We start from the raw sequence: 21,693 nt of genomic DNA, 5'->3' as shown, positions 1-21,693 counted from the left end.
CTAGGGTTGTGACGTGGCTGTCCTTCCGATTCGCATCATGGGCGATCCCGTCCTGCACTCCCCCGCCTCCCCCGTCGAGGCCATCACCGACGAGATCCGCACCCTCGTCGCGGACATGTTCGAGACCATGGACGCCGCGCCCGGCGTCGGCCTCGCCGCTCCGCAGGTCGGGGTGCCTCTGCGGATCTACACGTACTCGTACGTCGACGACGACGACCAGCCCTGGCGCGGTGTCCTCATCAACCCGGAGCTGTGGATGACGCCGACGGAACCGGGCGCTCCCGACCCCGAGCTCGAGTCCGAGGGCTGCCTGTCGTTCCCCGGCGAGCGGTTCCCGTTGCGCCGGTCCGACCGCGTGCGCGTGACGGCGACGGACCTGGACGGTGGCCCCGTCACGCTCGAGGTGGACGGCTGGCGCGCCCGCATCATGCAGCACGAGTTCGACCACCTCGACGGCGTGCTCTACATCGATCGCCTCTCGGACTCCGACTGGAAGACCACGCAGAAGATCGCCCGCAAGCGCGGCTGGGGGCGACCGGGTGCCAGCTGGCTGCCCGGCGTCGACGACCTCGAGGGCTGATCGCATTCAGCCCACGCACAGCATCCTTCAAGTTGCGTCATAGACTCCGGGCACTATAGCGTGTTCGCGGCGGGGATATTCAGCATGCCCCGCGTCACGCTCTGAAGGGGAAATCCATGATGAAGTCGCGCACCCGTCGCGCACTCGTGCTCACCGGTTCGGCCGTCGCCGTCTCGCTCGCCCTCACCGGTTGCAGCGCGATCAACAGCATCCTCGGCGGCGGTCGCGCCGACGCCGACCGCGACGAGGAGACCGGCCAGGTCACCGAGAGCGCGAACATCGACGTCTTCTCGGTGAAGCTCGGCGACTGCATGCTCGAGACCGGCTCCGGAATGCTCACCGACGCGAACGTCGTGCCGTGCTCCGAGCCCCACGACGAAGAGGTCTTCTACGAGATCAAGATGGACGACGGCGACTACTCGGAGGACGCCATCAGCGCCGCCTCCGAGGGCTGCATCGGCGACGCGTACACCTCCTTCGTCGGCGTCTCCTACCAGGAGTCCGCCCTGGACGTGACCACGCTCACCCCCAGCAAGGACTCGTGGGAGCAGGCCAACGACCGCGTGATCCAGTGCATCATCATCGACCCGGCCGGCCAGGTCGAGGGATCGCTCAAGGGCGCCGCACGCTGATCCGACGGCATCTCCACGAAGGGCTCCGCCATCAGGCGGGGCCCTTCGTCGTCCGGGTCGTGGGTCAGTCGTCGGAGGCGCGCAGCGCGAGCCACGCCGCGACGCGGTCATCCGGATCGCTCAGGGAGAGTCCGATCAGATCCTCGATCCGTCTGATGCGGGTCGTCAGCGTCTGCCGGTGGATGCGGAGTCGCGCCGCACTCTCGCTCCAGGCTCCGTTCGTCGCGAGGAACACTCGGAGGGTGTCCAGCAGCTCCGCCGACCTCTCGGCGGCGCGCAGCGGATCGAGCAGTCGGGCGAGGCGGCCGGTCTGATCGCTGTCCAGCGCCCCGAGCACGAACGACACCGTCGTTATCGCCTCGTAGCGGACCACGCGTTCGCCCCCGGTGCGCGCGGCTTCGCAGGCGTGCCGCGCCTCGTCGATGCTGCGCGCGAGAGCATCGGTGCCCGCCGGTCGGCCGAGGCCGAGATAGAGGGTCGAGGCGAACGCCCTGGCGCGATGCGCGATCTGGTCGGCATGGTCCTCGCGCACGACGCCCTGGACGATTCCCCGCTGCGACGTGAAGACGTGCTCCGCGCCCAGCTCGTCGAGCCAGAGGCCGAGCAGATGCTCGACGTCGACACCGCTGGTACGGGAGGCGAGGGCGAACCCCACCAGCACGCGCTCGTGCACGCCCCAGCGGCGGAGCAGACGAGTGGCCTCCTCCCCTCCCTCGCGCACGGTCTCGAACATCATCGAGCGGCCGAGGCGCTCCAGCTGACTGCTGTCCCTCGTGCGCATGAGCAGATCGAGCAGCGCCGCGGCCTGCGAGCTCAGTTCCCGACCGCGGCCGGAGCTGTCGTTACGCGGAGCGGTCACGAGCTGCGCGCTGATGTCCTGACCGGGACCGACCGGGTGCACCTGGAGGGCGCGATGCCGCACCCGCACCGGCCTGCCGACGGCGACCGCGATCGCGTCGTCGATGTGCAGGCTTCCGGCACCCGCCGTCGTGATGACCTCACCATGCCGGTCCAGCAGCACCGCCCACCCGTCGATGCGGTGCGCGAGCTCGGCGATGACGCCGGTGATGCCGCTGCGTCGCGCCGCCAGTGTGAGCACCCGCATCGCCGAGGTGATGGCGCGAGCCTCCGCCGCCTGATCGACCGCGAGGAGCGAGGTCAGCGTCGGGACCAGCAGCGACGGCGGCATCGGCACCCCGACGATGGCCGTGATCCCCGCGTCCCGCACCGCTTCGCGAAGACGGGGGCTGTCGTCGCTCGTGACCGCCACGGCCTCCCCCAGCGCGGCGCGCCGGTCGCCGGCGACGCCGAAGAGCGCGGTCTCTTCGGCCACGACGAGCGTCGCATGGAGCGGATCCACCGGTGGACCGAAGTCGTCGAGGGGTACGACCGCGTTGACGGGCCGCGCACCGGGAACGGCGCCGGGCAGCAGCTCCGCGCGGAGATATCGGGCCACCGAGGCGACGTCACGAGCCACCCTCCGATCATACAGATTGTCGAAGAGCAGCCGTTCTCTTCACGCTTCTGTCGGATGCCGAGGCCTTCCGCTCTCTCCTAGCATCGTGCGCATCCCCACTTCCCGAAGGATGTCATGAAAGCTGTTGTCTTCCGCGACCCCCAGTCGCCCATCGAGTTCGTCGACGTCGACCTCGCCCCGCCCCGCGCCGGTGAGGTGCGCGTGCGCATCGCCGCTGCCGGCGTCTGCCACTCCGACCTGCACGTCAAGCGCGGCGAGTGGGATGCGGCCGCTCCCCTGGTCATGGGCCATGAGGGCTCCGGGGTCGTCACCGAGCTCGGCGAAGGCGTCACCACCCTCGCTGTCGGCGACCACGTGGTGCTGAGCTGGGTGCCGCCGTGCGGCGAGTGCCGGTACTGCCGCGCCGGCCACGAGGCGCGGTGCCAGAAGGTCGCGACCGTGGTCGCGCCGCTGGGCGTCCTCTTCGACGGCACCTCCCGGCTGAGCCTCGACGGCGAGCAGCTGCACCACTACCTCGGTGTCTCGTCGTTCGCGGAAGAGGTCGTCGTCCCCGCGTCCGGAGCCGTGAAGGTCCGCGACGACGCGCCCCTCGACGTCATCGCCGTCGTCGGCTGCGCCGTCGCGACCGGTGTCGGCGCCGTTCTCAACACCGCCGCCGTCGAGCCGGGGTCGACCGTCGCCGTCATCGGCTGCGGCGGCGTCGGCCTCAACGTCGTCCAGGGAGCCCGTCTCGCCGGCGCCGAGCGTATCGTCGCGATCGACGTGCGCCCGGAGAAGACGCAGATGGCGCTGCAGTTCGGCGCCACGGACCGCATCGACGCCTCTCAGGGCGACGCCGTGGCACAGCTGCGCGAGCTCATCCCGGACGGCGTCGACTACGCCTTCGACGCGATCGGACGCACATCCACGACCGAGCAGTCCATCCAGATGCTCGGACTCGGCGGCGCCGCCGTGATCGTCGGCCTGCCGCCCACAGGGGCGCGTGCCTCGTTCGAGCCGCTCGTCCTCGCCGAGGCCGACCAGCGCATCCTCGGCTCGAACTACGGCTCGGTGCGACCGTCGATCGACGTCCCCGCACTCGTGGACCGCTACATGGACGGGCAGCTGAAGATCGACCCCCTGATCTCGGGCCGCCGACCGCTGTCCGAGGCCGCCGCCGCGCTGGACGACCTCGACGGCGGCTCGGCCCTCCGCACCCTCCTCATCCCCTGACCGCCGCGCGCGGCCCATCCCTGAAACCCGAATCCAGGAGAACCATGTCTGACACCGTCGTCGCCCCGCCCGGCGCCCCGCAGGATGCCGGCCTCCGCACCGGCGTCATGAGCGGACCCGAGCTCGCCGCCCAGGCCATCGCCAACATCGCCCCCAGCGCCGTCATCGCCTTCACGGCCGCCGCCATCTTCCTCGGCGCCGGGAACGGCACCATCTACGCCTTCGCCCTGGCCACGATCGTGATCCTGTGCGTCGGGTACTGCGTGGTGGTGTTCGCCCGCAAGCACGCCTCCGCCGGCTCGCTCTACACCTACGTCTCCAAGGGTCTCGGGCCGTTCGGCGCCTTCCTCGCCGGCGTGACGCTGCTGATCGGCTGCTTCGGCATCGCGGCCGCCTCCCTCAGCGGCTCGGTCAGCTACATGGGCCAGTTCCTGAGCATGCTGGGCCTGCCCGCGCAGGGCCTGGGGTGGGATGTCGGCCTGGCGATCCTGCTCGGTGGCCTGGCGACCCTCTTCACGATCCGCGGCATCCGGCTCTCCGCCCGGGTCTCGCTCGTCCTCGAGCTGCTCTCCGTCGGCATCATCCTCGTGCTGCTCATCGCAGCGCTCGCGTGGGCGGGGCCCTCCGCCTGGGACCCCGCGCAGGTGCTCGCGACCGGCTCCTCGTTCCAGGGCATCGCGTCCGGCATGGTGCTCGGCATCCTGGGCTTCGTGGGCTTCTCCTCCGCGGACGCCCTGGGGCGCGAGGCCAAGGAGCCGTACAAGGCGATCCCCCGCGCGATCATGTGGAGCGCCCTCGGTGTCGGCGTGCTCTACGTCTTCGCCGCCTACACGCAGATCGCGGTGCTCGGCGACGACCTCGCCACCGCCGCGAGCCCGCTGGAGAGCATGTCCGCCCTCATCGGCATGCCGGGCTGGTTCGCGGCCGTGCTCACCTTCGGCGTGTCCGCGTCGTTCTTCGCCGTGGTCGTCGCCCCGCTCAACGTGATCGGCCGCATCGTCTACGTGATGGGCAAGGAAGGCGTCGTCGCCGAGCGCTTCGGCCGCACGCACGAGCAGCACCTCACGCCGCACCGGGTACTCATCCTCGCCGGTGCTGCGGCGATCACGGTCGACATCGTGCTGCTGGTCGCGGGAGCCGCGACGGGCGACATCCTCGTCTGGGTCAACACCTGGGGCACCTACGGCTACATGGTCGCCTACGCCCTCGTCGCCATCGCGTGCGTGGTCTACACCCAGCGGGCGAAGATGCGGAACGGTCTCGTGAAGGTCTGCGCGACGGTCGCCGTCGTGACGATGGCGTACGTGTTCTTCGCGAACGTGTGGCCCGTCCCGGCCTTCCCGTACAACGTGATCCCGTACGTATTCCTCGTGACGGTCGCCCTTGCGCTGACCCGGTACGCCTACCTCGCCCGTCGCCGGCCTGATGTGATCGCCCGGATCGGCAACACCGAGACGAGCGCCATGGAGGGCGTCGGCTGAACGACGCTCCCCGCAGAGAAGAGCCCCTCCGCGTGGAGGGGCTCTTCCTCTGCGTCCGGCGCGATCGTGCGGTCCGGATACGAGAGAAGCCCCCTCCGTGGAGGGGGCTTCTCTCGTTGGCTCCCCGGCTTGGACTCGAACCAAGAACCTGCCGGTTAACAGCCGGCTGCTCTGCCAATTGAGCTACCGAGGAATGTGCGCCGCTGTGCGGGCAACTCGTCAAGCTTAGCAAACTCCGGACGCGGTTCGTGACACCGGGGCACCTTCCGCGGCCGTCGGGCGTGTCGCGCTCAGCGGCGTGAATCCGACTCCGCATTGGGCACCCACAGCAGGTCCTTCCCGACGCCGCGCGCGACGACATGGCCCCCACGCAGCATGAGCGTCTCGGCGTTGAGTTCCCGGATGAAGTCCGCGTCGTTGGTGACCAGGAGCGCGGCCATCCCCTCCTCCTTGCGACGCCGGGTGATGGCGTCGAAGACCACCGGCCGCACCTCCAGATCGAGGTTCGCGAGGATCTCGTCGGCGATGAGCACGCGCGGCTCCAGCACGAACGAGCGGGCGATCGCGACGCGCTGCCGCATCCCCGCGCTCAGCTCGTACGGGAACTTCGCCGCGGTCCCGAGCGGCAGGTGGAGCTCATCGAGGAGCGTCGCCACGCGGATCGAGAGCGCGCGGGTGTTGACGCGCTTCTCCCGGATGAGGATCGGCTCGGCGATGACCTCGTTGACCGTCAGCTGCGGCGGCAGGTCCGCCCCGGCGCCCTGGGGCACGAAGCCCGTGCGGTAGGTGAGGATGCGGTGCTTGCGGCCTGGGCGGCGGATGTCGATGCCGCAGACCTGTGCCCGGCCGCCGACGACGCGCACCGAGGGATCGGTCGAGCCCGCGAGCGCGGCGACGAGGGTCGACTTGCCCGAGCCGGTCGGTCCCGCGACGCAGATCAGCCCCCCGGGAGCGAGCGAGAACGTCACGCCGTCGACCGCGCGATTGGGCGCGCCGTGACCGATCCGGTCGATGACCAGATCGGAGCACTCGATCGCGTTCGAGGATTCGGGCGTGCGGGGCATATGTCCATCCTGCCGTCTCGTCCGGGACCGTTCCGGTTACGACTCGGCGAAGAAGCGTTGGCGCTCCACGTCGATGTCCCGCAGCCGCACCCGCAGCGCGCGCCCGCCGTCGGAGTCCGCAGGGACGCGCTGGACCGCGCCCAGCAGCTCCTGCTTCTCGTGCTCGAGCTGCCGCAGCACCAGGCGTCGCGCGAGATCGGTCGCGGAGGCCACCGCTCCGGCCTCATCCCGTGCCGGGAACGGTGTCATCAACAGCTCGCCGGCGAGGGAGCGGTAGGGCTCGCGCACACTGTTCACCGCGTCCGTCACCCATCCGGGGCGGCTGCGGTCGGGCGCGGCCGCGACCGCCTCGCGCACCGCGTCGAGGCCGGGTGTGCGGAACGGCTCGGCGAGAGCCCGGGTCAGCAGCGCCGCATCGACCTGGTGTCCGTACTGCAGAGCCCCCATGAGCGCGTCGCGCTCCACGGCGACGTCGGGTGAGCGGGGCAGGCTGGCCAGTGTGACCGCAGCGACCACGGGAGCGCCCGTGGACGGGTCGACCCGCGGCGTGCTCTCTCGGCGCGTCTGGGGCGCGGCGGACTGCGCCCCACGGGCGGCACGCTCCACCTCCCCGTGCACCTCGGTCGGGTCCATGCCGAGCCGGCGCGCCAGCACCCGCTCGTACCCGGGGCGCAGCAGCCGGTCGCGGATCTCCGCGACGATGGGGGCCGCGGCACGGAGAGCACCGACCCTGCCCTCGACGGTGGCGAGATCGAAGCCGGCGAGCTTGCGGTCGATCGCGAACTCGAACATGGGCTGCTTCGCGTCCATGAGGCCGCGCACCGCCGCGTCGCCGCGCTGCAGCCGGAGGTCGCACGGATCGAGGCCGTCGGGCGCGACCGCGACGAAGGTCTGGGCGTTGAACTTGTCGTCTTCCGTGAACGCCCGCAGTGCGGCCTTCTGTCCCGCCTCGTCGCCGTCGAACGTGAACACGACCTCACCGGACGCGTTGTCATCGCCCATCACCCGCCGGAGCACCTTGATGTGCTCGGCGCCGAACGCCGTCCCACAGGTCGCGACCGCGGTCGTCAGGCCCGCGAGGTGACAGGCCATCACGTCGGTGTACCCCTCGACGACGACGACGCGACGGGGGTCGCCGCGCGCGATGTCGCGCTTGGCGAGGTCGAGCCCGTAGAGGACCTGGGCCTTCTTGTAGATCGGTGTCTCGGGGGTGTTGAGGTACTTGGGGCCCTGATCGTCGTCGAAGAGCTTGCGGGCACCGAAGCCGATCGTCTGCCCCGACACATCCCGGATCGGCCACACCAGGCGCCCCCGGAACCGGTCGTAGACGCCGCGCTGTCCCGTCGAGACGAGGCCCGCGGTGCTCAGCTCCTCCCGCGTGAATCCCTGGGAGGTCAGCGCCTTGAGCATGCCGTCCCAGCCCCGCGGGGCGAAGCCGACGCCGAAGTGCGCCGCCGCGCCCGCGTCGAAACCGCGCTCCCCGAGGAATCGGCGGGCGGCCTCGGCATCGGGCGACAGCAGCTGGGAGCGGAAGAACTCCGCGGCGGCCGTGTTCGCCGCGTAGAGCCGGCTGCGGCCGCTCGTCTCCGGCGCCGCACCCCCGTCCTCATAGTGCAGTGTGTAGCCGATGCGGCCCGCGAGCCGCTCGACCGCCTCCGTGAAGCTGACGTGATCCATCGCTCGAAGGAAGGAGTAGACGTCGCCCGACTCCCCGCACCCGAAGCAGTGGTAGTAGCCGACCTGCTGCCGGACGTGGAAGCTGGGGCTCTTCTCGTCGTGGAACGGGCACAGGCCCTTGAGGGAGCCGACGCCCGCGGACTTGAGCGCGACCCGCTCCCCCACGATGTCGGCGATGTTGGTGCGGGCCTTGACCTCGTCGACGTCGGCCTGGCGGATGCGGGGCATCAGCGCGCGCCTTCTGCGACGGGCCGCCTCTCGACGGGCGTGCGCGCGCCGGGGCGTGCATGACGCGGCGTCCAGATGCCGACCTCCGCCGGGTCGATCTCCCCGACCAGCCGGTTGTGCCAGTCGATCGCGCTCTGATCGGTCAGGCTCGCGATCTGATCGACGACCACCCGCGCCCGCTCCGCATCGCTCTCCGCCGCGACGAAGTCGGCAGCGAACGCCGGCTCCAGCACGTCGGCGCCGGCAGACCACAGGGTGTCGGTGGACCACAGGGCGTCGGCCAGCCGCTTGAGGACCCGCCGCTGCTCCTTGTAGACACCCTTCCTGGCGTCGATCGTGACGATCGCCTGACCCATGATCCCCTTGAGCACCGCGATCTCGACCTCGACCACGCGCGGCACGATGACATGCGCGTTGTAGCGGACCAGCCGCGTGCCTCCGAACGCCTCGCGCGTGGCGGAGACCGCCGCCCGTGCGAACCGGCCGATGAGGTCGCTGGTGAGGTTCTTGAGCCGCGCGAGATCCTGTCGGGAGCGGTCGAAGGACGCCAGCCACATCGGCTGCGAGGCGAGCCGGTAGAGCGCATCGGCGAGCTCATCACGCGTGAAGTCGTAACCGACCCACTGCTGGATCCGGCTGAGCAGGGCCTCGTGGGCAGCGGGATCGGCGAGCTGCGCGACGTCGACGTAGCCGTTGACGATCGCGTCCTCGAAGTCGTGCACCGAATAGGCGATGTCGTCGGAGAGGTCCATGATCTCGGCCTCGATGCAGCGCAGCCGCCCCGGCGCTCCGTCGCGCATCCAGCGGAACACGGCCTCGTCCTCCGGGTACACGCCGAACTTGAGCCGGCCCCCCGGGTCGGGGACGGGACTGTCGACCGTCCACGGGTACTTGCAGGTCGCGTCGAGCGTCGCCCGCGTGAGGTTCAGACCGACGGAGGAGCCGCCCCCGTCGAGCACCTTCGCCTCCAGACGCGTGAGGATGCGCAGCGATTGGGCGTTGCCCTCGAAGCCGCCGATGGCCTCAGCCCATTCGTTCAGCGCCCGCTCGCCGTTGTGACCGAACGGCGGGTGACCGAGGTCGTGGCTCAGGCACGCGGTGTCGACCACATCCGCCGAGACCCCGAGGGCGGCGGCGAGCTCCCGGCCGACCTGGGCGACCTCGAGCGAGTGCGTCAGGCGGTTGCGGGCGAAGTCGGCCGTGCTGGCGGGGCTGAGCACCTGGGTCTTCGCGGCGAGCCGTCGCAGCGCGGCCGAGTGCAGCACCCTGGCACGGTCGCGGGCGAAATCGTCCCGCTCCGAGCGATGGGTCTCCGCGAAGAAGCGCTCCGCGTCGCGCGCGTCATAGCCGTCGGCGCGTGCGCCGACCCGGGGGTCATCCGCCACTGTTCTCGATCTCCGCTCCACGCATCATCTCCGAGGCCGACGAGGCGAGCTCGCGCGACTCCAGCCACTTCTCCGGAAGAGCGGTCCTCTTCGGGTGCCCCGCGCGTCCGCGCTGCCCTTCGGCGTCCGCACCAGGGTACGGTGCCGCACGGTCGAGCCGTCCGAGGAGGTCGTCGATCTCCTGCAGGCTCGACGCAGTCGCCAGCCCCGTCCGGATGTCGCCGCCGACCGGGTAGCCCTTGAAGTACCAGGAGACGTGCTTGCGGATGTCGCGGCAGCCGCGGTCCTCGTCCTCGAAGAACTCGACGAGCAGCTCCGCGTGCCGGCGGAAGGCGTCGGCGACGAAGCCGAGGGTCGCATCGACCGTCTTGCCCTCTCCGCCGAAGGCGAGGGCGAGCTGCCCGAACAGCCACGGCCGTCCGAGGCATCCGCGGCCGACGACCACGCCGTCGCAGTCGGTCTCCGCCATCATCCGCACGGCGTCCTCGGCCGACCAGATGTCGCCGTTGCCGAGCACGGGGATGCTGGTCACCGCCTGCTTGAGCTCGCCGATCGCACTCCAGTCGGCGTGTCCGGAGTAGAACTCGCTCGCGGTGCGCGCGTGCAGGGCGACGGCTGCGGCTCCCGCATCCTCTGCGGCGCGGCCGGCGTCGAGGAAGGTGAGGTGGTCGCGGTCGATGCCCTTGCGCATCTTCACCGTGAGCGGGATGTCGCCGGCGGCCTTCACCGCCTGATCGACGATGTCCGCGAAGAGCTTCGACTTCCACGGCAGGGCCGCCCCGCCGCCCTTCCTGGTCACCTTGGGGACCGGGCAGCCGAAGTTGAGGTCGATGTGGTCGGCGTGGTCTTCCGCGACGATGATGCGGACGGCCTCGGCGATGGTCTTCGGGTCGACGCCGTAGAGCTGGATCGAGCGCGGCGTCTCCGACTCGTGGTGCCGGATCAGCCGCATGGTGGTCTCGTTGCGCTCGACGAGGGCGCGCGACGTGATCATCTCGCTGACGTACAGGCCGGCCCCGTACTCCCGGCACAGGCGCCGGAACGCCGTGTTCGTGATCCCGGCCATCGGCGCGAGGACGACCGGCACGTCGAGGTCGATCGGGCCGATGCGGAGCGGGCGGGCGGGGGCGGTGGCGACAGTCATGGCGTGTCCATTCTCCCAGACCCGGAGCCGGTGGGGATGCGGCGACCTAAGCTGTGCATATGACCGATTCCGCGCTCCGTTCCATCCCCTTCACCGACGCCCAGGGGCAGGAGAAGACTCTGGACGATCTGGGTGCCGATGTGGTGCTCGTGGTGAACGTGGCCTCCAAGTGCGGCCTCACCCCGCAGTACGAGCAGCTGGAGGAGCTGCAGCGCCGATTCGGCGACCGCGGCTTCACGGTGGTGGGGTTCCCCTGCAACCAGTTCTTCGGTCAGGAGCCCGGTTCGGTCGACGAGATCCTCGAGTTCTGCTCCACGACCTACGGCGTCTCCTTCCCGGTGAACGACAAGGTCAAGGTCAACGGCAAGAACGCCGCGGAGCTCTACAAGGCACTCAAGGAGACGCCGGACGCGGGTGGCAAGGCCGGCCGCGTCGAGTGGAACTTCGAGAAGTTCCTCGTGCTGCCGGACGGCGACGTGCTGCGCTTCCGTCCCAAGCAGAAGCCCGATGCGCCGGAGATCGTCGAGGCGATCGAGGCCGCTCTCCCCCGCTGAGTCCGGTCGTTCACCTCCACGTCACGTGGGCACCGCTCCCGCGGCGCCACGGAGACGGGCCGCGTTCACCTTCCGGCCTCCCCGTCGACATCTGATGTCCCTAGTCTCGCCGCGGCGATATCCGCCCGAAGACGAAGGAGACCACGCATGCCCGACCGACTGCCGATCAGCCGGCGAACCGTCCTCACCGCGGGAGCACTCGGTGCACTCGGCACCACCCTCCCCCTCGGCACCGCGCCCGCCGCAGCGGCGACGGTTCCCGCCTCGCCCGGCACCGGACAGCGGCGGAACCTGCGGTTCCGCGCCGACGGCACCTTCAAGGTCGTGCAGTTCAACGACACGCAGGACGACGAGCTCACCGACCGCCGCACCGTCGAGCTGATGGAGAAGGTGCTCGACCAGGAGAAGCCGGACTTCGTGGTCATCAACGGCGACGTGATCACCGGCGGGTGCGAGACGCGGCTGGCCGTGAAGCAGGCGATCAACAACGTCGTCATGCCGATGGAGTCCCGCCGCATCCCATGGGCGGTGACCTATGGCAACCACGACGAGGACTCGCTGCCGCAGTCCGGTGTCGATGAAGCCGGGATGCTGAAGGTCTACCGCTCGTACGAGTACAACGTGAACGCCGAGAACACCCGCGGCGTGACGGGCACGAGCAACACGATCGTCACGATCGGCACCGCTGCGAAGAAGAACCGGGAGGCGTTCGCGCTCTGGCTGATGGACTCGGGCCGGTACGCGCCGGATGCCATCGACGGCCAGGACTTCGCCGGCTACCCCGCGTGGGATTGGCTGCGCATGGACCAGGTGGCGTGGTACCGCGAGCAGTCACAGCGTCTGGAGCAGCGCCGCGGCCGCAAGGTCCCCGGGCTCATGTTCCTGCACATCGCGCTGTGGGAGCACCGCTTCATGTGGTGGGGTGGCGTCGACACCCGCACGGCGGCCGACGCCGCGCGCGGCAAGGCCCGTCACGGCATCGTCGGGGAGCGCAACGAGGACGAATGCCCCGGTCCGTTCAACTCGGGGATGTTCAACGCGATCCTCGAGCGCGGCGACGTGAAGGGCGTGTTCGTCGGACACGATCACATCAACGACTACGTCGGCGACTACTACGGCGTGATGCTCGGATACGCCCCGGGAACCGGCTTCGGCGCGTACGGCCTCTCCGGCGCCGAGCGCAACCGCATGCGTGGGGGCCGGGTCTTCGAGCTGAAGGAGACCGGCGAGGACGTCGCGATCACCACAAGGGTCGTCTACGCCAGGGACCTGGGCATCGACCTGACCGCGAACGATCAGCCGATGAAGCCGCTGCCCCTCGGCCCCCGCCAGCAGCGCATCTGAGGCCAGGCAGCGAAACGGCGGGGACCCCCGACCCGGGGTCCCCGCCGTCGCCTGCCGGAGCGGGTCAGGCCTCGACGGCAGCGCTCCGCTGCGCCCAGAGGTCGCGGATGACGTTCTCGAACGCCGCAGGCGGCTGCGCGCCGCTGATGCCGTACTGACCGTCGACCACGAAGAACGGCACGCCCTGGATCCCGTACGCGCGAGCCTGCGCCTGGTCCTGGCGGACATCGGCGAGGTACTGCTCGCTCTCGAGCGCGGCGCGGGCGCGATCGGCATCGAGGCCGACCTCGGCCGCGAGGGCCACGAGGTCGTCGATGCGCCCCACATGCTTGCCCTCGGTGAAGTACGCGGACATGAGCCGCTCCTCCATCTCGTGCTGGCGCCCCTCGGCCTTCGCGAAGTGCAGCAGCTCGTGCGCCTTCACGGTGTTCGTGTGCTGCAGCAGGTCGAACCGGTACTGCAGGCCCGCGTTCGCGGCGACGTTCGTGACGTTGGCCAACATCTGCTCGACCTGCGTGCGCGGCATGCCCTTGTGACCGGAGAGGAAGTCGATCTCGTCGCCGTCGAAGTCGACGGGGGTGTCGGGCGAGAGCTCGAACGAGTGGAAGGTGACGGTGACCTGCGGAGCATCGTCATCGGCCGCGACGGCTTCGAGACCCTTCTCGAGGTTGCGCTTGCCGATGTAGCACCAGGGGCAGGCGATGTCGGACCAGATGTCGATGGAGATGGGTTCAGTCACACGATCATCAACCGCCCGCGCGTCCGACGTATTCCGTCAGTAGAATCCTCGGATGCTCTCCGCCGATGATCCGCTTCCCTTCCGGCCCGAGCGCGTGCTCGTCGCCGGTGTCACCGGCTCGGGGAAGACGACACTCTCCCGGCGACTCGCCGCGCTCTGGGAGCTGCGGCACGTGGAGATCGACGGCCTGTTCCACGGTCCGGAGTGGACCCCGCGGGCGGAGTTCCTCGACGACGTGCGCGCCTTCGCGGCGGACGAGCGCTGGGTGACCGAGTGGCAGTACACGAGCAAGGGCACCGACGAGATCCTGACTCCGAGGGCGCAGCTCGCGGTCTGGCTCGACTACCCGTACCGCGTGGTGCGGTCGCGTCTGCTCCGACGCACCCTCAGCCGCAGCATCCTCCGCACCCGGATGTGGAACGGGAACGTCGAAAAGCCGATCTGGCGGATGGTGGGGAGCACGCCGGAGGAGAGCATCCTGGCGTGGCAGACCGCGACGCTCCACAAATGGACCGAGCGCTTCCCCCAGGTGGAGGAGCGCTTCCCGCATCTCACGATCGTGCGGCTGACGCATCCGCGCGAGACGGAGCGCTGGCTGCGGGCTCAGGCCGACGTCGGGGTGTCCACCGCGCCGCCGAAGCGACGGTCGCGGGAGAGGTAGACCCCGATCGCACGCCAGAGCTCCTCGCGGGAGAAGTCCGGCCACAGCGTGTCGAGGAACACCATCTCGGCGTAGGCCGACTGCCACAGCAGGAAGTTCGAGGTGCGCTGCTCCCCCGAGCTGCGCAGGAACAGGTCCACGTCCGGCATGTCCGGCACGTACAGGTGCCGGCGGATCATCTTCTCGCTGATCGCGTTCGGCTTCACCCGCCCGGCCGCGACATCGGCCGCGATCGCCCGCATCGCGTCGACGAGCTCGATCCGTCCGCCGTAGTTGACGCACATGGTGAGGGTGAGCACGTCGTTGTCGCGGGTGAGCTGCTCGGCATACTGCAGCTCCTTGATGACGCTGCCCCACAGGCGCGGCTTGCGCCCGGCCCACCGGACCCGCACGCCCCACTCGTTGAGCTGATCGCGACGGCGGTGCAGCACATCGCGGTTGTAGCCCATGAGGAAGCGGACCTCCTCCGGCGAACGAGCCCAGTTCTCGGTGGAGAACGCATAGACGGAGAGGTGCTTCACGCCGGCCTGGATCGCGCCGGCGACGACGTCCAGCAGCACCTCCTCCCCTGCCTTGTGCCCCTCGATGCGGTTGAGCCCCCGGCGGTTCGCCCAGCGGCCGTTGCCGTCCATGACGATGGCGACGTGCTCCGGGACGGCGGGGAACGCGGGCGGATACACGCCCGTCCAGTCGATCGGCCGGTAGGGCACCGCGTCCTTGTGCGTGTAGGGCTTCGGGCTCACCGTGCTCCTTCTCCGGGGGTGGACGAGACGTGCGCGAGCGAGCGGATGCCGCGCTCCAGGTGCCACTGGGCATACGCCGCGACGAGGCCGGATGCAGCCGCCGTGTCGGCGTGCGGGGCGGCGTCGATGAGGTCCCAGTCCCCGCGGATCAGCGCGCGCAGCAGCGTCAGGGTCTTCTCGGCGATCCGGGGGCTCCCGACGGGCGCGTCGGCACGGCAGACCAGGCCGCCGAGCTGCGCGACGAAGACGGAGTGCGGCCCCGGGGCTCCACAGCGCGCGCAGTCCTCGAGGGACGGCGCCCACCCGGAGAGGGACATGACCCGCAGCAGGTACGAGTCGAGGATGCTGCGCGGGGCGTGCTCGCCGCGGGACAGCGCCCGCAGCCCGCCGACGAGCAGGAGGTACTGCTCCGGGGTGGCCTCGGCGTCGCTGAGCCGATCCGCCGTCTCGACCATGGCGTTCGCGGCGGTGAACCGATCGTAATGGGCGGCGATGTCCGTGCCATAAGCCCCGAGCGACTCGGCCTGCTGCACGATGTCGAGCGAGCGGCCTTCGTAGAGCTGCACGTCCGCGACCATGAACGGCTCGAGGCGGGAGCCGAACTTCGACGAGGTGCGACGCACACCCTTCGCGACCGCGCGCACCTTTCCGTGCCGCCGGGACAGCATCGTGACGATGCGATCCGCCTCCCCCAGTTTGTGGGTGCGCAGGATCACCGCTTCGTCTCGGTAGGTGGGCACCCTTCGATTATCCTCCGTGCGCGACAATGGACGCGTGACCGAACCGCTCTTCACCATTCCGCTGTGGGCGGACCTCCTCGGCGTCGGCCTCGGCGGAGTGCAGGGCGCGATGTTCGCCGCCGGGTTCCAAGGGCAGCGTCGGCTCGACTGGCTGGGCGTCGCGATCATCGGGATCATGATCGGCATGGGTGGCGGTCTCATCCGCGACATCCTGCTCGGACAGACTCCCGCGACACTGCAGAACCAGTGGTACCTGGTCACGGCCGCGGGTGCCGCGCTGCTCGGCATGCTGCTGGCCGGACTCTTCACGCGACTCAACACCGCGATCGTCGTGCTCGACGCCGTGGTGATCGGCATGTTCGGCGCCTTCGGAACGAGCAAGGCCCTCGCCTTCGGCATCCCCGAAGTACCCGCGGTCTTCATCGGCGTGTGCGCCGCGGTCGGCGGGAGCGTCCTCCGCGACATGCTCATGGGGCTGCCGACCGCCATCATGCACGTCGGCTCCCTGTACGCGGTGGCCGCCGCGGCCGGCTGCACGTTCATCGTCGTCGCGAACGCGGTCGGCATGCCGATCCCGCTCGCGGCGGTCATCGGCATCGTCGTGACGGCTGTGATCCGCATCCTCGCCGTGACGTTCGACGTCTCGCTTCCGGAGCAGCGCCGTCTGTACCGCCGCAAGGTCGCCGCGGAGACCGGCGCCATCGCGATCGTGAAGCCCCAGGACTGACTTCGAGTCGCGCGATTGGCTCCATCCCGCAGCCGGATACGACCAATCGCGCGATTCGAAGGAGGGTCAGGTGCCGGCGAGCCCGTCGATCACGCGCGCGAGACCGAAGTCCCAGGCTGCTCGAGCGTCGTAGGGGGCGCCCATCGACTCCCCGGCAGCCTGACCCACTGACCGGGCGAGCGGCATCCCGTCACCGAGATAGGCCGCCAGACGCGGTGCGGCCTCTGCCCACGAGGCCGCGAACGAATCCGCGCTCTCCTCCTCCCGCATGCGTGCTGCCGCGGAGAGAGTGAAGTCGAGCACGAAGCTCAGCGCCGCATCACGATCCACGGCGGTGAGGCCGAGGCCGTCGAAGGCGTGGAGTTCCCGGTCGTACTTGGCGATGGTTCCAGGGCCGAGCGCGACCCGCGGGTCGTGGATGTCGATGAGCCAGGGGTGAGCCCGGAGGAGGCGCAGGTTGTCCTCGGCGACCGCCCGGACCTCCGCGCGCCACCCGGACGCCTGCGCAGGCTCGGTGGGCATCCTGGCGTGCATCGCATCCGCCATCAGGACGAGCAGGTCGGCGCGGCTGTTGACGTGCGTGTAGATCGACATCGGAGTCAGCTCGAGACACTGCGCGAGAGACCGGATCGTCACCGCGCCGAGGCCCTCTGCGTCAGCCAGCGCCACGGCACGATCCACGACGTCATCCGTCGAGTGGCGCGCCTTCGGACCGCGCTGCCGAGTCACGGGAGCCGCGGGGCTGTGCCGCCAGAGCAGATCGACGAGATTCCTGGTCATCGGGAATAGCCTAGACCGCTCCAGACTTAACCCTGTACGCTGTACAGACTTTTGGAATGGAGCATCGTGAACATCACTCAGACCGCCCTCTCGCTCAACGTCCCCGACGCGGCGGCCTCCGCCGCCTTCGCCATGACGCATTTCGGCTTCGAGGAGGCAATGTCCGCGGAGGGCTTCGTCTCGTTGCAGCACCCGGGACCCGTCCCGAACGTCATCTTCCTCGAGACCGGGCTCACGACGTTCCGTCCGGAGGAGATCGCCGGATCCGCCGGTCAAGGCACCCTGATCGTCTTCGTCGTCGACGAGATCGACCGGGAGTTCGCCCGCATCGCCGCCGCGGGTGCGCGGGTGGTCACCGCTCCCGAGACCGAGCCATGGGGCGAGCGCTACTGCCAGTTCGCCGATCCCAACGGCCTCATCTGGCAGCTGGTGCAGTGGGTGGACTGACCCCCTACTTCGAATCGCGCGATTGGTCCCATCCGGCGGCCGGATACGACCAATCGCGCGATTCGAAGGAAGATCAGACGGCGGCCAGCTCCTGCTGACGGCTGCGGATCGAGCGGTTCACGCCGGACACGATCGCCTTGAGCGACGCGGTCGAGATGTCGCCGTCGATGCCGACTCCCCACAGGCGCTGGTCGCCGACCTGCAGCTCGACGTAGGCCGCGGCCTGCGCGTCGCCGCCGGCGCTGAGAGCGTGCTCGACGTAGTCGTAGACCGTGATGTCGAACCCCTGGCCCCGGAGCACCTCGACGAACGCCGCGACCGGACCGTTGCCGTTGCCGGAGACGGAGACCTCCTGGTCGTCGTCCCGCAGCACGACATCGAGCACCACGTCACCGGACATGTCGCTCCTGGTCTGCGTGGCGAGCAGCTCGAACCGCCCCCACTTGGCCTCGGTGTCGGCGGCGGGCAGGTATTCGTCCGTGAAGATCGACCAGATCTGCTCGCTGGTGACCTCTCCGCCCTCGGCATCCGTCTTGGCCTGCACGACCCCGGAGAACTCGATCTGGAGCTTGCGCGGCAGGTCGATCGCGTGATCGGACTTGAGCAGGTACGCGACCCCGCCCTTGCCCGACTGGGAGTTCACGCGGATGACGGCCTCGTACGAGCGGCCGAGGTCCTTCGGGTCGACGGGCAGGTACGGCACGGCCCACTCGATCTCGTCGACCGTCACGCCCTGCGCCTCGGCCTTGGCGGCCATGGCCTCGAAGCCCTTCTTGATGGCGTCCTGGTGCGAACCGCTGAACGCGGTGAAGACGAGGTCGCCGGCCCACGGGCTGCGCTCCGGCACCGGCAGCTGGTTGCAGTACTCGACCGTCCGCTTGACCTGATCGATGTCGCTGAAGTCGATCTGCGGGTCGATGCCCTGAGTGAACATGTTGATGCCCAGCGCGACGAGGTCGACGTTGCCGGTGCGCTCGCCGTTGCCGAACAGGCAGCCCTCGATACGGTCGGCGCCGGCCATGTAGCCCAGCTCCGCCGCGGCGATCGCGGTGCCGCGGTCGTTGTGCGGGTGCAGCGACAGGATGACGTTCTCGCGGTGGGCGAGGTGACGGCTCATCCACTCGATCGAGTCGGCGTAGATGTTCGGCGTCGCCATCTCCACCGTCGCGGGGAGGTTGATGACCACCTTGCGGTCCGGCGTGGGCTCGAAGATCTCGATGACCTGGTTGCAGACGTCGACCGCGAACTCCAGCTCGGTGCCGGTGTAGCTCTCCGGGGAGTACTCGTAGTACACCTGCGTGTCGGGGATGGTCTTCTCGAACCGGCGGCACAGCCGAGCGCCCTCGAGCGCGATGTCGATGATGCCCTGCTTGTCTGTGCGGAAGACCACCTCGCGCTGCAACACGCTCGTGGAGTTGTAGAGGTGCACGATGGCCTGCTTGGCTCCCGCGATCGCCTCGTAGGTGCGAGCGATCAGGTGCTCGCGCGCCTGCGTCAGGACCTGGATCGTGACGTCGTCCGGGATGACGTTCTCCTCGATGAGCTGGCGCACGAAGTCGAAGTCGGTCTGGCTCGCCGACGGGAAGCCGACCTCGATCTCCTTGTAGCCCATGCTCACGAGCAGCTCGAACATGACGCGCTTGCGCTCGGGCGACATCGGATCGATGAGGGCCTGGTTGCCGTCGCGGAGGTCGACCGCGCACCAGCGGGGGGCCTCGGTGATGCGGGCGTCGGGCCACGTGCGATCAGGCAAGTGGACGGTGATCTGCTCGTGGAACGGCCGGTACTTGTGGATCGGCATCGCGGACGGGCGCTGAGTGTTCTGCATGATGGGGCTTCTTCTCTTCGTCAAGATGAACGGGCCAACACAAGCGCCGCGACGAGGAAGGCCCTAGCTTTAGGACTCGTCGCGGCAGCTAAGAAGAAGCAGACCGCCGAAAGGCATGTGGTCATGCTAGCAGGGAAGCCGCGGGCGTTTCGACGTCTGAGACGATGCGTGCCCGCGCGACACTGGTCGGTATGAGCATCCTCCGCGACCGCCCTGTCACCGCCGTCGGCGTCGCGACGGCAGTGCTGTTGCTGCTGACCGGCTGTGCCACCGCGCCGGGAGCGTCCGCTCCGCCGACCAGCACGACCGTCCCCTCGGACATGCTCCTGGAGGAGGCGGATCCCGCACCACCGAAGGGGCACGTCATCGCCACGGGAACGGTCCTCGACGAATCCGGGGAGGTCCGGCTGTGTCTCGGTGCGATCCGCGAGTCGTATCCGCCGCAGTGCGACGGAGTCGCGCTCGACGAGTGGAGCTGGGACGGTGTGGACGGCAGCGAGGCGTCCGGGGAGACGCGCTGGGGGGCGTACGCGGTCACCGGCACCTGGGACGGCGAGCGGTTCACGGTGACCGCACCGCCCGCCCTCCTCGCGCTCCACGATCCGATGGCTCCGGAGGATCCGACCGACGGCGCGGACGGCGCGAGCACGGCGGATGAGCTCGACCGCGTGCAGAACGACATCGCCGGACGCCTCGGCGCGGACGCGCTCGCCGTGTCGACGGACCGCGGCTACGTGTGGCTCCAGGTCGTCTGGGATGACGGGACGCTGCAGGACGCGGTCGACGCCGAGTACGGCGAGGACGTGGTCATCGTCACGTCCGCGCTCCGCGAGATCGACTAGGCGTCGGTGACCAGCGCGAGCTTGCCGCCCGGGTGCCCTGTGGCGAGGAGCCGGTGCGCGGCCGGCGCCTCGGTGAGCGGGAACGTGCGCGCGAGCGGAACCACCAGGTCGCCGTTCTGCGCCAGGGCGACGACTTCGCTGCGCACCTCGTCGCGGAATCGTGCACTGTCCGGCATCGACCCCGCGATCGCGAGGAACCCGTCGGCCGATGCCCGCGCGAAGTTCGCGATCGTGACGATGCGGCGGCGATCGGACACCAGGGCGAGGGACACGTCGATCGCCTCGTCGGTGCCCACCGCATCCAGAGCCGCGGCGATCGGTCCGTCGGCCAGCGCTCGTACCCGATCAGCGAGGCCCCGTCCGTAGGCCACCGGGACCCCGCCGAAACGCCGCACCTCGTCGAAGCGTTCGGGGCTGGCGGTGCCGATGACCCGGACGTTCCGGAGCCGCGCCTGCTGCAGCACGCTGACACCGACCGCGCCCGACGCCCCGTGCAGCAAAACCGTCTCCCCCGGCGACGCCCCGGTGACGGCGAGCATCTCCGCGGCCGTCGTGCCGACGAGCAGAAGGTTGGCCGCTTCCGGGTGGGTGAGCGTGGACGGCTTCGCGAACACCTTCGCCGCGGGCACCGTGACCTCGGTCGCGTAACCGCCCCGCACGCGGAACGCCACGACCTCATCGCCGACCTCGGCCTCACCGGAACCGATGCGGGTCGCAGGGCCGATCGCCGCGAGCTCACCCGAGACCTCGTATCCGACGGGCACGGGGAACTCGAGCCCCGGTCGGGGGGCCGCGACATGCTTCGCGTCGGCCGGATTCACACCGGCGGCCCGGACGCGGATCGTGACCTCGCCCTTTCCCGGCGCTGCGGGCTCGTACTCCTCGAACTCCCACGACTCGGGAGACCCCGCCGCCGTCGCCACCCAGTGCGTCGCCATGATTCCACCCTTCATCCTCGCTTCCATCATGCGCCCGCGGGAGCATGACGGCGCGTTGCGTTCGGCACAGAACCTGCTCCGCCGCAGGGCTCAGTGGTCACCTCCCCGGAGTGGTCGACGTAAGAACCTTCAACGAGGGCCTCGACAGCAACGTCCTTGAACGACATCTCCGCGCGGTGGTCGGCCCCGGAGAGTATGACGTACACGGTGACGGGCCCTTCCAGACTCGACACGGGATACGCGTGGCTGCTGGTCACGGAGAAGTCGGGAAAGGTGTCGGGGAGAATCGGTTCAGCGGGCAGGACTTCCACCGCTCCTCCCTCATCGGCAGTCGCCGAGAAGAGCACGATCTCCTGTTCAACTCCCCATTCTTCACGGAGCGCTGTGGAGATGTAGTCGATCTCCCAGGGCTCGTCGAGGCAATGCACCCACGCGAACTGGTCATCGACGACCGTCAGTGCCACCGGCTC

At 69.7% G+C, this 21,693-nt stretch carries 22 protein-coding genes and 1 tRNA gene; 10 read left to right on the top strand and 13 right to left on the bottom strand.

Features of this window, described 5'->3' with window-relative positions; genetic code table 11:
* The first annotated feature begins 13 nt into the window (after positions 1-13).
* Together def and AB1285_RS05985 are read left to right on the top strand one after the other, a co-directional pair.
* Positions 14-580 carry a peptide deformylase gene (gene def / locus AB1285_RS05990; protein WP_187661641.1) on the top strand — a complete coding sequence of 189 codons (567 nt, stop codon included), beginning with the start codon at positions 14-16 and terminating at the stop codon, positions 578-580.
* A 116-nt stretch (positions 581-696) separates the two neighbouring features.
* Positions 697-1,212 carry a hypothetical protein gene (locus tag AB1285_RS05985; protein WP_071329492.1) on the top strand — a complete coding sequence of 172 codons (516 nt, stop codon included), beginning with the start codon at positions 697-699 and terminating at the stop codon, positions 1,210-1,212.
* A 64-nt stretch (positions 1,213-1,276) separates the two neighbouring features.
* Here the strand turns inward: AB1285_RS05985 and AB1285_RS05980 are convergent, their stop codons facing one another.
* Positions 1,277-2,689 (bottom strand): PucR family transcriptional regulator, encoded by a 1,413-nt coding sequence (locus AB1285_RS05980; RefSeq protein ID WP_280564330.1) that lies wholly within the window; start codon positions 2,687-2,689, stop codon positions 1,277-1,279.
* Positions 2,690-2,803: 114 nt separating this feature from the next.
* Between AB1285_RS05980 and AB1285_RS05975 the strand changes: the two genes are divergently transcribed.
* Together AB1285_RS05975 and AB1285_RS05970 are read left to right on the top strand one after the other, a co-directional pair.
* On the top strand, positions 2,804-3,901 hold the full coding sequence (locus tag AB1285_RS05975) for an alcohol dehydrogenase catalytic domain-containing protein (protein WP_187661643.1): 1,098 nt from the start codon (positions 2,804-2,806) through the stop codon (positions 3,899-3,901).
* Positions 3,902-3,945: 44 nt separating this feature from the next.
* Positions 3,946-5,382: an APC family permease gene (locus AB1285_RS05970; protein WP_259952238.1), complete on the top strand. Its 1,437-nt coding sequence runs from the start codon at positions 3,946-3,948 to the stop codon at positions 5,380-5,382.
* A 117-nt stretch (positions 5,383-5,499) separates the two neighbouring features.
* On the opposite strand, the gene AB1285_RS05965 is transcribed toward AB1285_RS05970, so the two are convergent.
* From AB1285_RS05965 to dusB, 5 genes are all read right to left on the bottom strand, one after another.
* Positions 5,500-5,575: transfer RNA gene (locus AB1285_RS05965), tRNA-Asn, on the bottom strand.
* Positions 5,576-5,672: 97 nt separating this feature from the next.
* Positions 5,673-6,446 carry an ATP-binding cassette domain-containing protein gene (locus AB1285_RS05960; protein WP_187661645.1) on the bottom strand — a complete coding sequence of 258 codons (774 nt, stop codon included), beginning with the start codon at positions 6,444-6,446 and terminating at the stop codon, positions 5,673-5,675.
* A 36-nt stretch (positions 6,447-6,482) separates the two neighbouring features.
* Complete coding sequence (dnaG, locus tag AB1285_RS05955) at positions 6,483-8,351, bottom strand: DNA primase (RefSeq protein ID WP_187661646.1); 1,869 nt, start codon at positions 8,349-8,351, stop codon at positions 6,483-6,485.
* Positions 8,351-9,736: a deoxyguanosinetriphosphate triphosphohydrolase gene (locus tag AB1285_RS05950; protein WP_187661647.1), complete on the bottom strand. Its 1,386-nt coding sequence runs from the start codon at positions 9,734-9,736 to the stop codon at positions 8,351-8,353. Before AB1285_RS05950 ends, dnaG begins: the two co-directional genes overlap by 1 nt.
* Complete coding sequence (gene dusB / locus AB1285_RS05945; RefSeq protein WP_187661648.1) at positions 9,726-10,880, bottom strand: tRNA dihydrouridine synthase DusB; 1,155 nt, start codon at positions 10,878-10,880, stop codon at positions 9,726-9,728. Before dusB ends, AB1285_RS05950 begins: the two co-directional genes overlap by 11 nt.
* A 59-nt stretch (positions 10,881-10,939) precedes the next feature.
* On the opposite strand from dusB, the gene AB1285_RS05940 reads away from it, so the two are divergent.
* Positions 10,940-11,434, top strand: coding sequence for a glutathione peroxidase (locus tag AB1285_RS05940; RefSeq protein ID WP_187661649.1), 495 nt, complete (start codon positions 10,940-10,942; stop codon positions 11,432-11,434).
* Positions 11,435-11,581: 147 nt separating this feature from the next.
* Positions 11,582-12,778 carry a metallophosphoesterase family protein gene (locus AB1285_RS05935; protein WP_370428777.1) on the top strand — a complete coding sequence of 399 codons (1,197 nt, stop codon included), beginning with the start codon at positions 11,582-11,584 and terminating at the stop codon, positions 12,776-12,778.
* A 64-nt stretch (positions 12,779-12,842) separates the two neighbouring features.
* On the opposite strand, the gene AB1285_RS05930 is transcribed toward AB1285_RS05935, so the two are convergent.
* On the bottom strand, positions 12,843-13,517 hold the full coding sequence (locus tag AB1285_RS05930) for a DsbA family oxidoreductase (protein ID WP_259952229.1): 675 nt from the start codon (positions 13,515-13,517) through the stop codon (positions 12,843-12,845).
* Between the two features lie 52 nt (positions 13,518-13,569).
* On the opposite strand from AB1285_RS05930, the gene AB1285_RS05925 reads away from it, so the two are divergent.
* On the top strand, positions 13,570-14,178 hold the full coding sequence (locus AB1285_RS05925; RefSeq protein ID WP_280564315.1) for an AAA family ATPase: 609 nt from the start codon (positions 13,570-13,572) through the stop codon (positions 14,176-14,178).
* Here AB1285_RS05925 and AB1285_RS05920 read toward each other — a convergent pair.
* Both AB1285_RS05920 and recO read right to left on the bottom strand, forming a co-directional pair.
* A complete protein-coding gene (locus AB1285_RS05920; protein ID WP_259952224.1) occupies positions 14,121-14,921 on the bottom strand; it encodes an isoprenyl transferase in 801 nt (266 codons plus the stop codon). The two genes, AB1285_RS05925 and AB1285_RS05920, sit on opposite strands and share 58 nt — an antisense overlap.
* Positions 14,918-15,661, bottom strand: coding sequence for a DNA repair protein RecO (gene recO, locus AB1285_RS05915; RefSeq protein ID WP_280564313.1), 744 nt, complete (start codon positions 15,659-15,661; stop codon positions 14,918-14,920). Before recO ends, AB1285_RS05920 begins: the two co-directional genes overlap by 4 nt.
* Before the next feature lie 34 nt (positions 15,662-15,695).
* Between recO and AB1285_RS05910 the strand changes: the two genes are divergently transcribed.
* The gene (locus AB1285_RS05910; RefSeq protein ID WP_101845374.1) at positions 15,696-16,388 is read left to right on the top strand and encodes a trimeric intracellular cation channel family protein; all 693 of its coding nucleotides are present in this window, start codon (positions 15,696-15,698) and stop codon (positions 16,386-16,388) included.
* 66 nt (positions 16,389-16,454) lie between these two features.
* Here the strand turns inward: AB1285_RS05910 and AB1285_RS05905 are convergent, their stop codons facing one another.
* Complete coding sequence (locus tag AB1285_RS05905) at positions 16,455-17,168, bottom strand: TetR/AcrR family transcriptional regulator (RefSeq protein ID WP_370428778.1); 714 nt, start codon at positions 17,166-17,168, stop codon at positions 16,455-16,457.
* Between the two features lie 66 nt (positions 17,169-17,234).
* On the opposite strand from AB1285_RS05905, the gene AB1285_RS05900 reads away from it, so the two are divergent.
* The gene (locus AB1285_RS05900; protein ID WP_370428779.1) at positions 17,235-17,615 is read left to right on the top strand and encodes a VOC family protein; all 381 of its coding nucleotides are present in this window, start codon (positions 17,235-17,237) and stop codon (positions 17,613-17,615) included.
* 73 nt (positions 17,616-17,688) lie between these two features.
* Here the strand turns inward: AB1285_RS05900 and leuA are convergent, their stop codons facing one another.
* Positions 17,689-19,443: a 2-isopropylmalate synthase gene (leuA, locus tag AB1285_RS05895; RefSeq protein ID WP_370428780.1), complete on the bottom strand. Its 1,755-nt coding sequence runs from the start codon at positions 19,441-19,443 to the stop codon at positions 17,689-17,691.
* Positions 19,444-19,634: 191 nt separating this feature from the next.
* Between leuA and AB1285_RS05890 the strand changes: the two genes are divergently transcribed.
* Complete coding sequence (locus AB1285_RS05890; protein ID WP_370428781.1) at positions 19,635-20,285, top strand: hypothetical protein; 651 nt, start codon at positions 19,635-19,637, stop codon at positions 20,283-20,285.
* Here AB1285_RS05890 and AB1285_RS05885 read toward each other — a convergent pair.
* Both AB1285_RS05885 and AB1285_RS05880 read right to left on the bottom strand, forming a co-directional pair.
* Positions 20,282-21,223 carry a quinone oxidoreductase family protein gene (locus tag AB1285_RS05885; protein ID WP_370428782.1) on the bottom strand — a complete coding sequence of 314 codons (942 nt, stop codon included), beginning with the start codon at positions 21,221-21,223 and terminating at the stop codon, positions 20,282-20,284. The genes AB1285_RS05890 and AB1285_RS05885 overlap by 4 nt on opposite strands.
* A gap of 26 nt (positions 21,224-21,249) precedes the next feature.
* Positions 21,250-21,687 carry a hypothetical protein gene (locus AB1285_RS05880; protein WP_370428783.1) on the bottom strand — a complete coding sequence of 146 codons (438 nt, stop codon included), beginning with the start codon at positions 21,685-21,687 and terminating at the stop codon, positions 21,250-21,252.
* Positions 21,688-21,693 lie beyond the last annotated feature (6 nt).

This window comes from Microbacterium sp. NRRL B-14842 (genome assembly GCF_050470785.1).
This window is presented reverse-complemented; position numbering and strand designations above follow the sequence as displayed.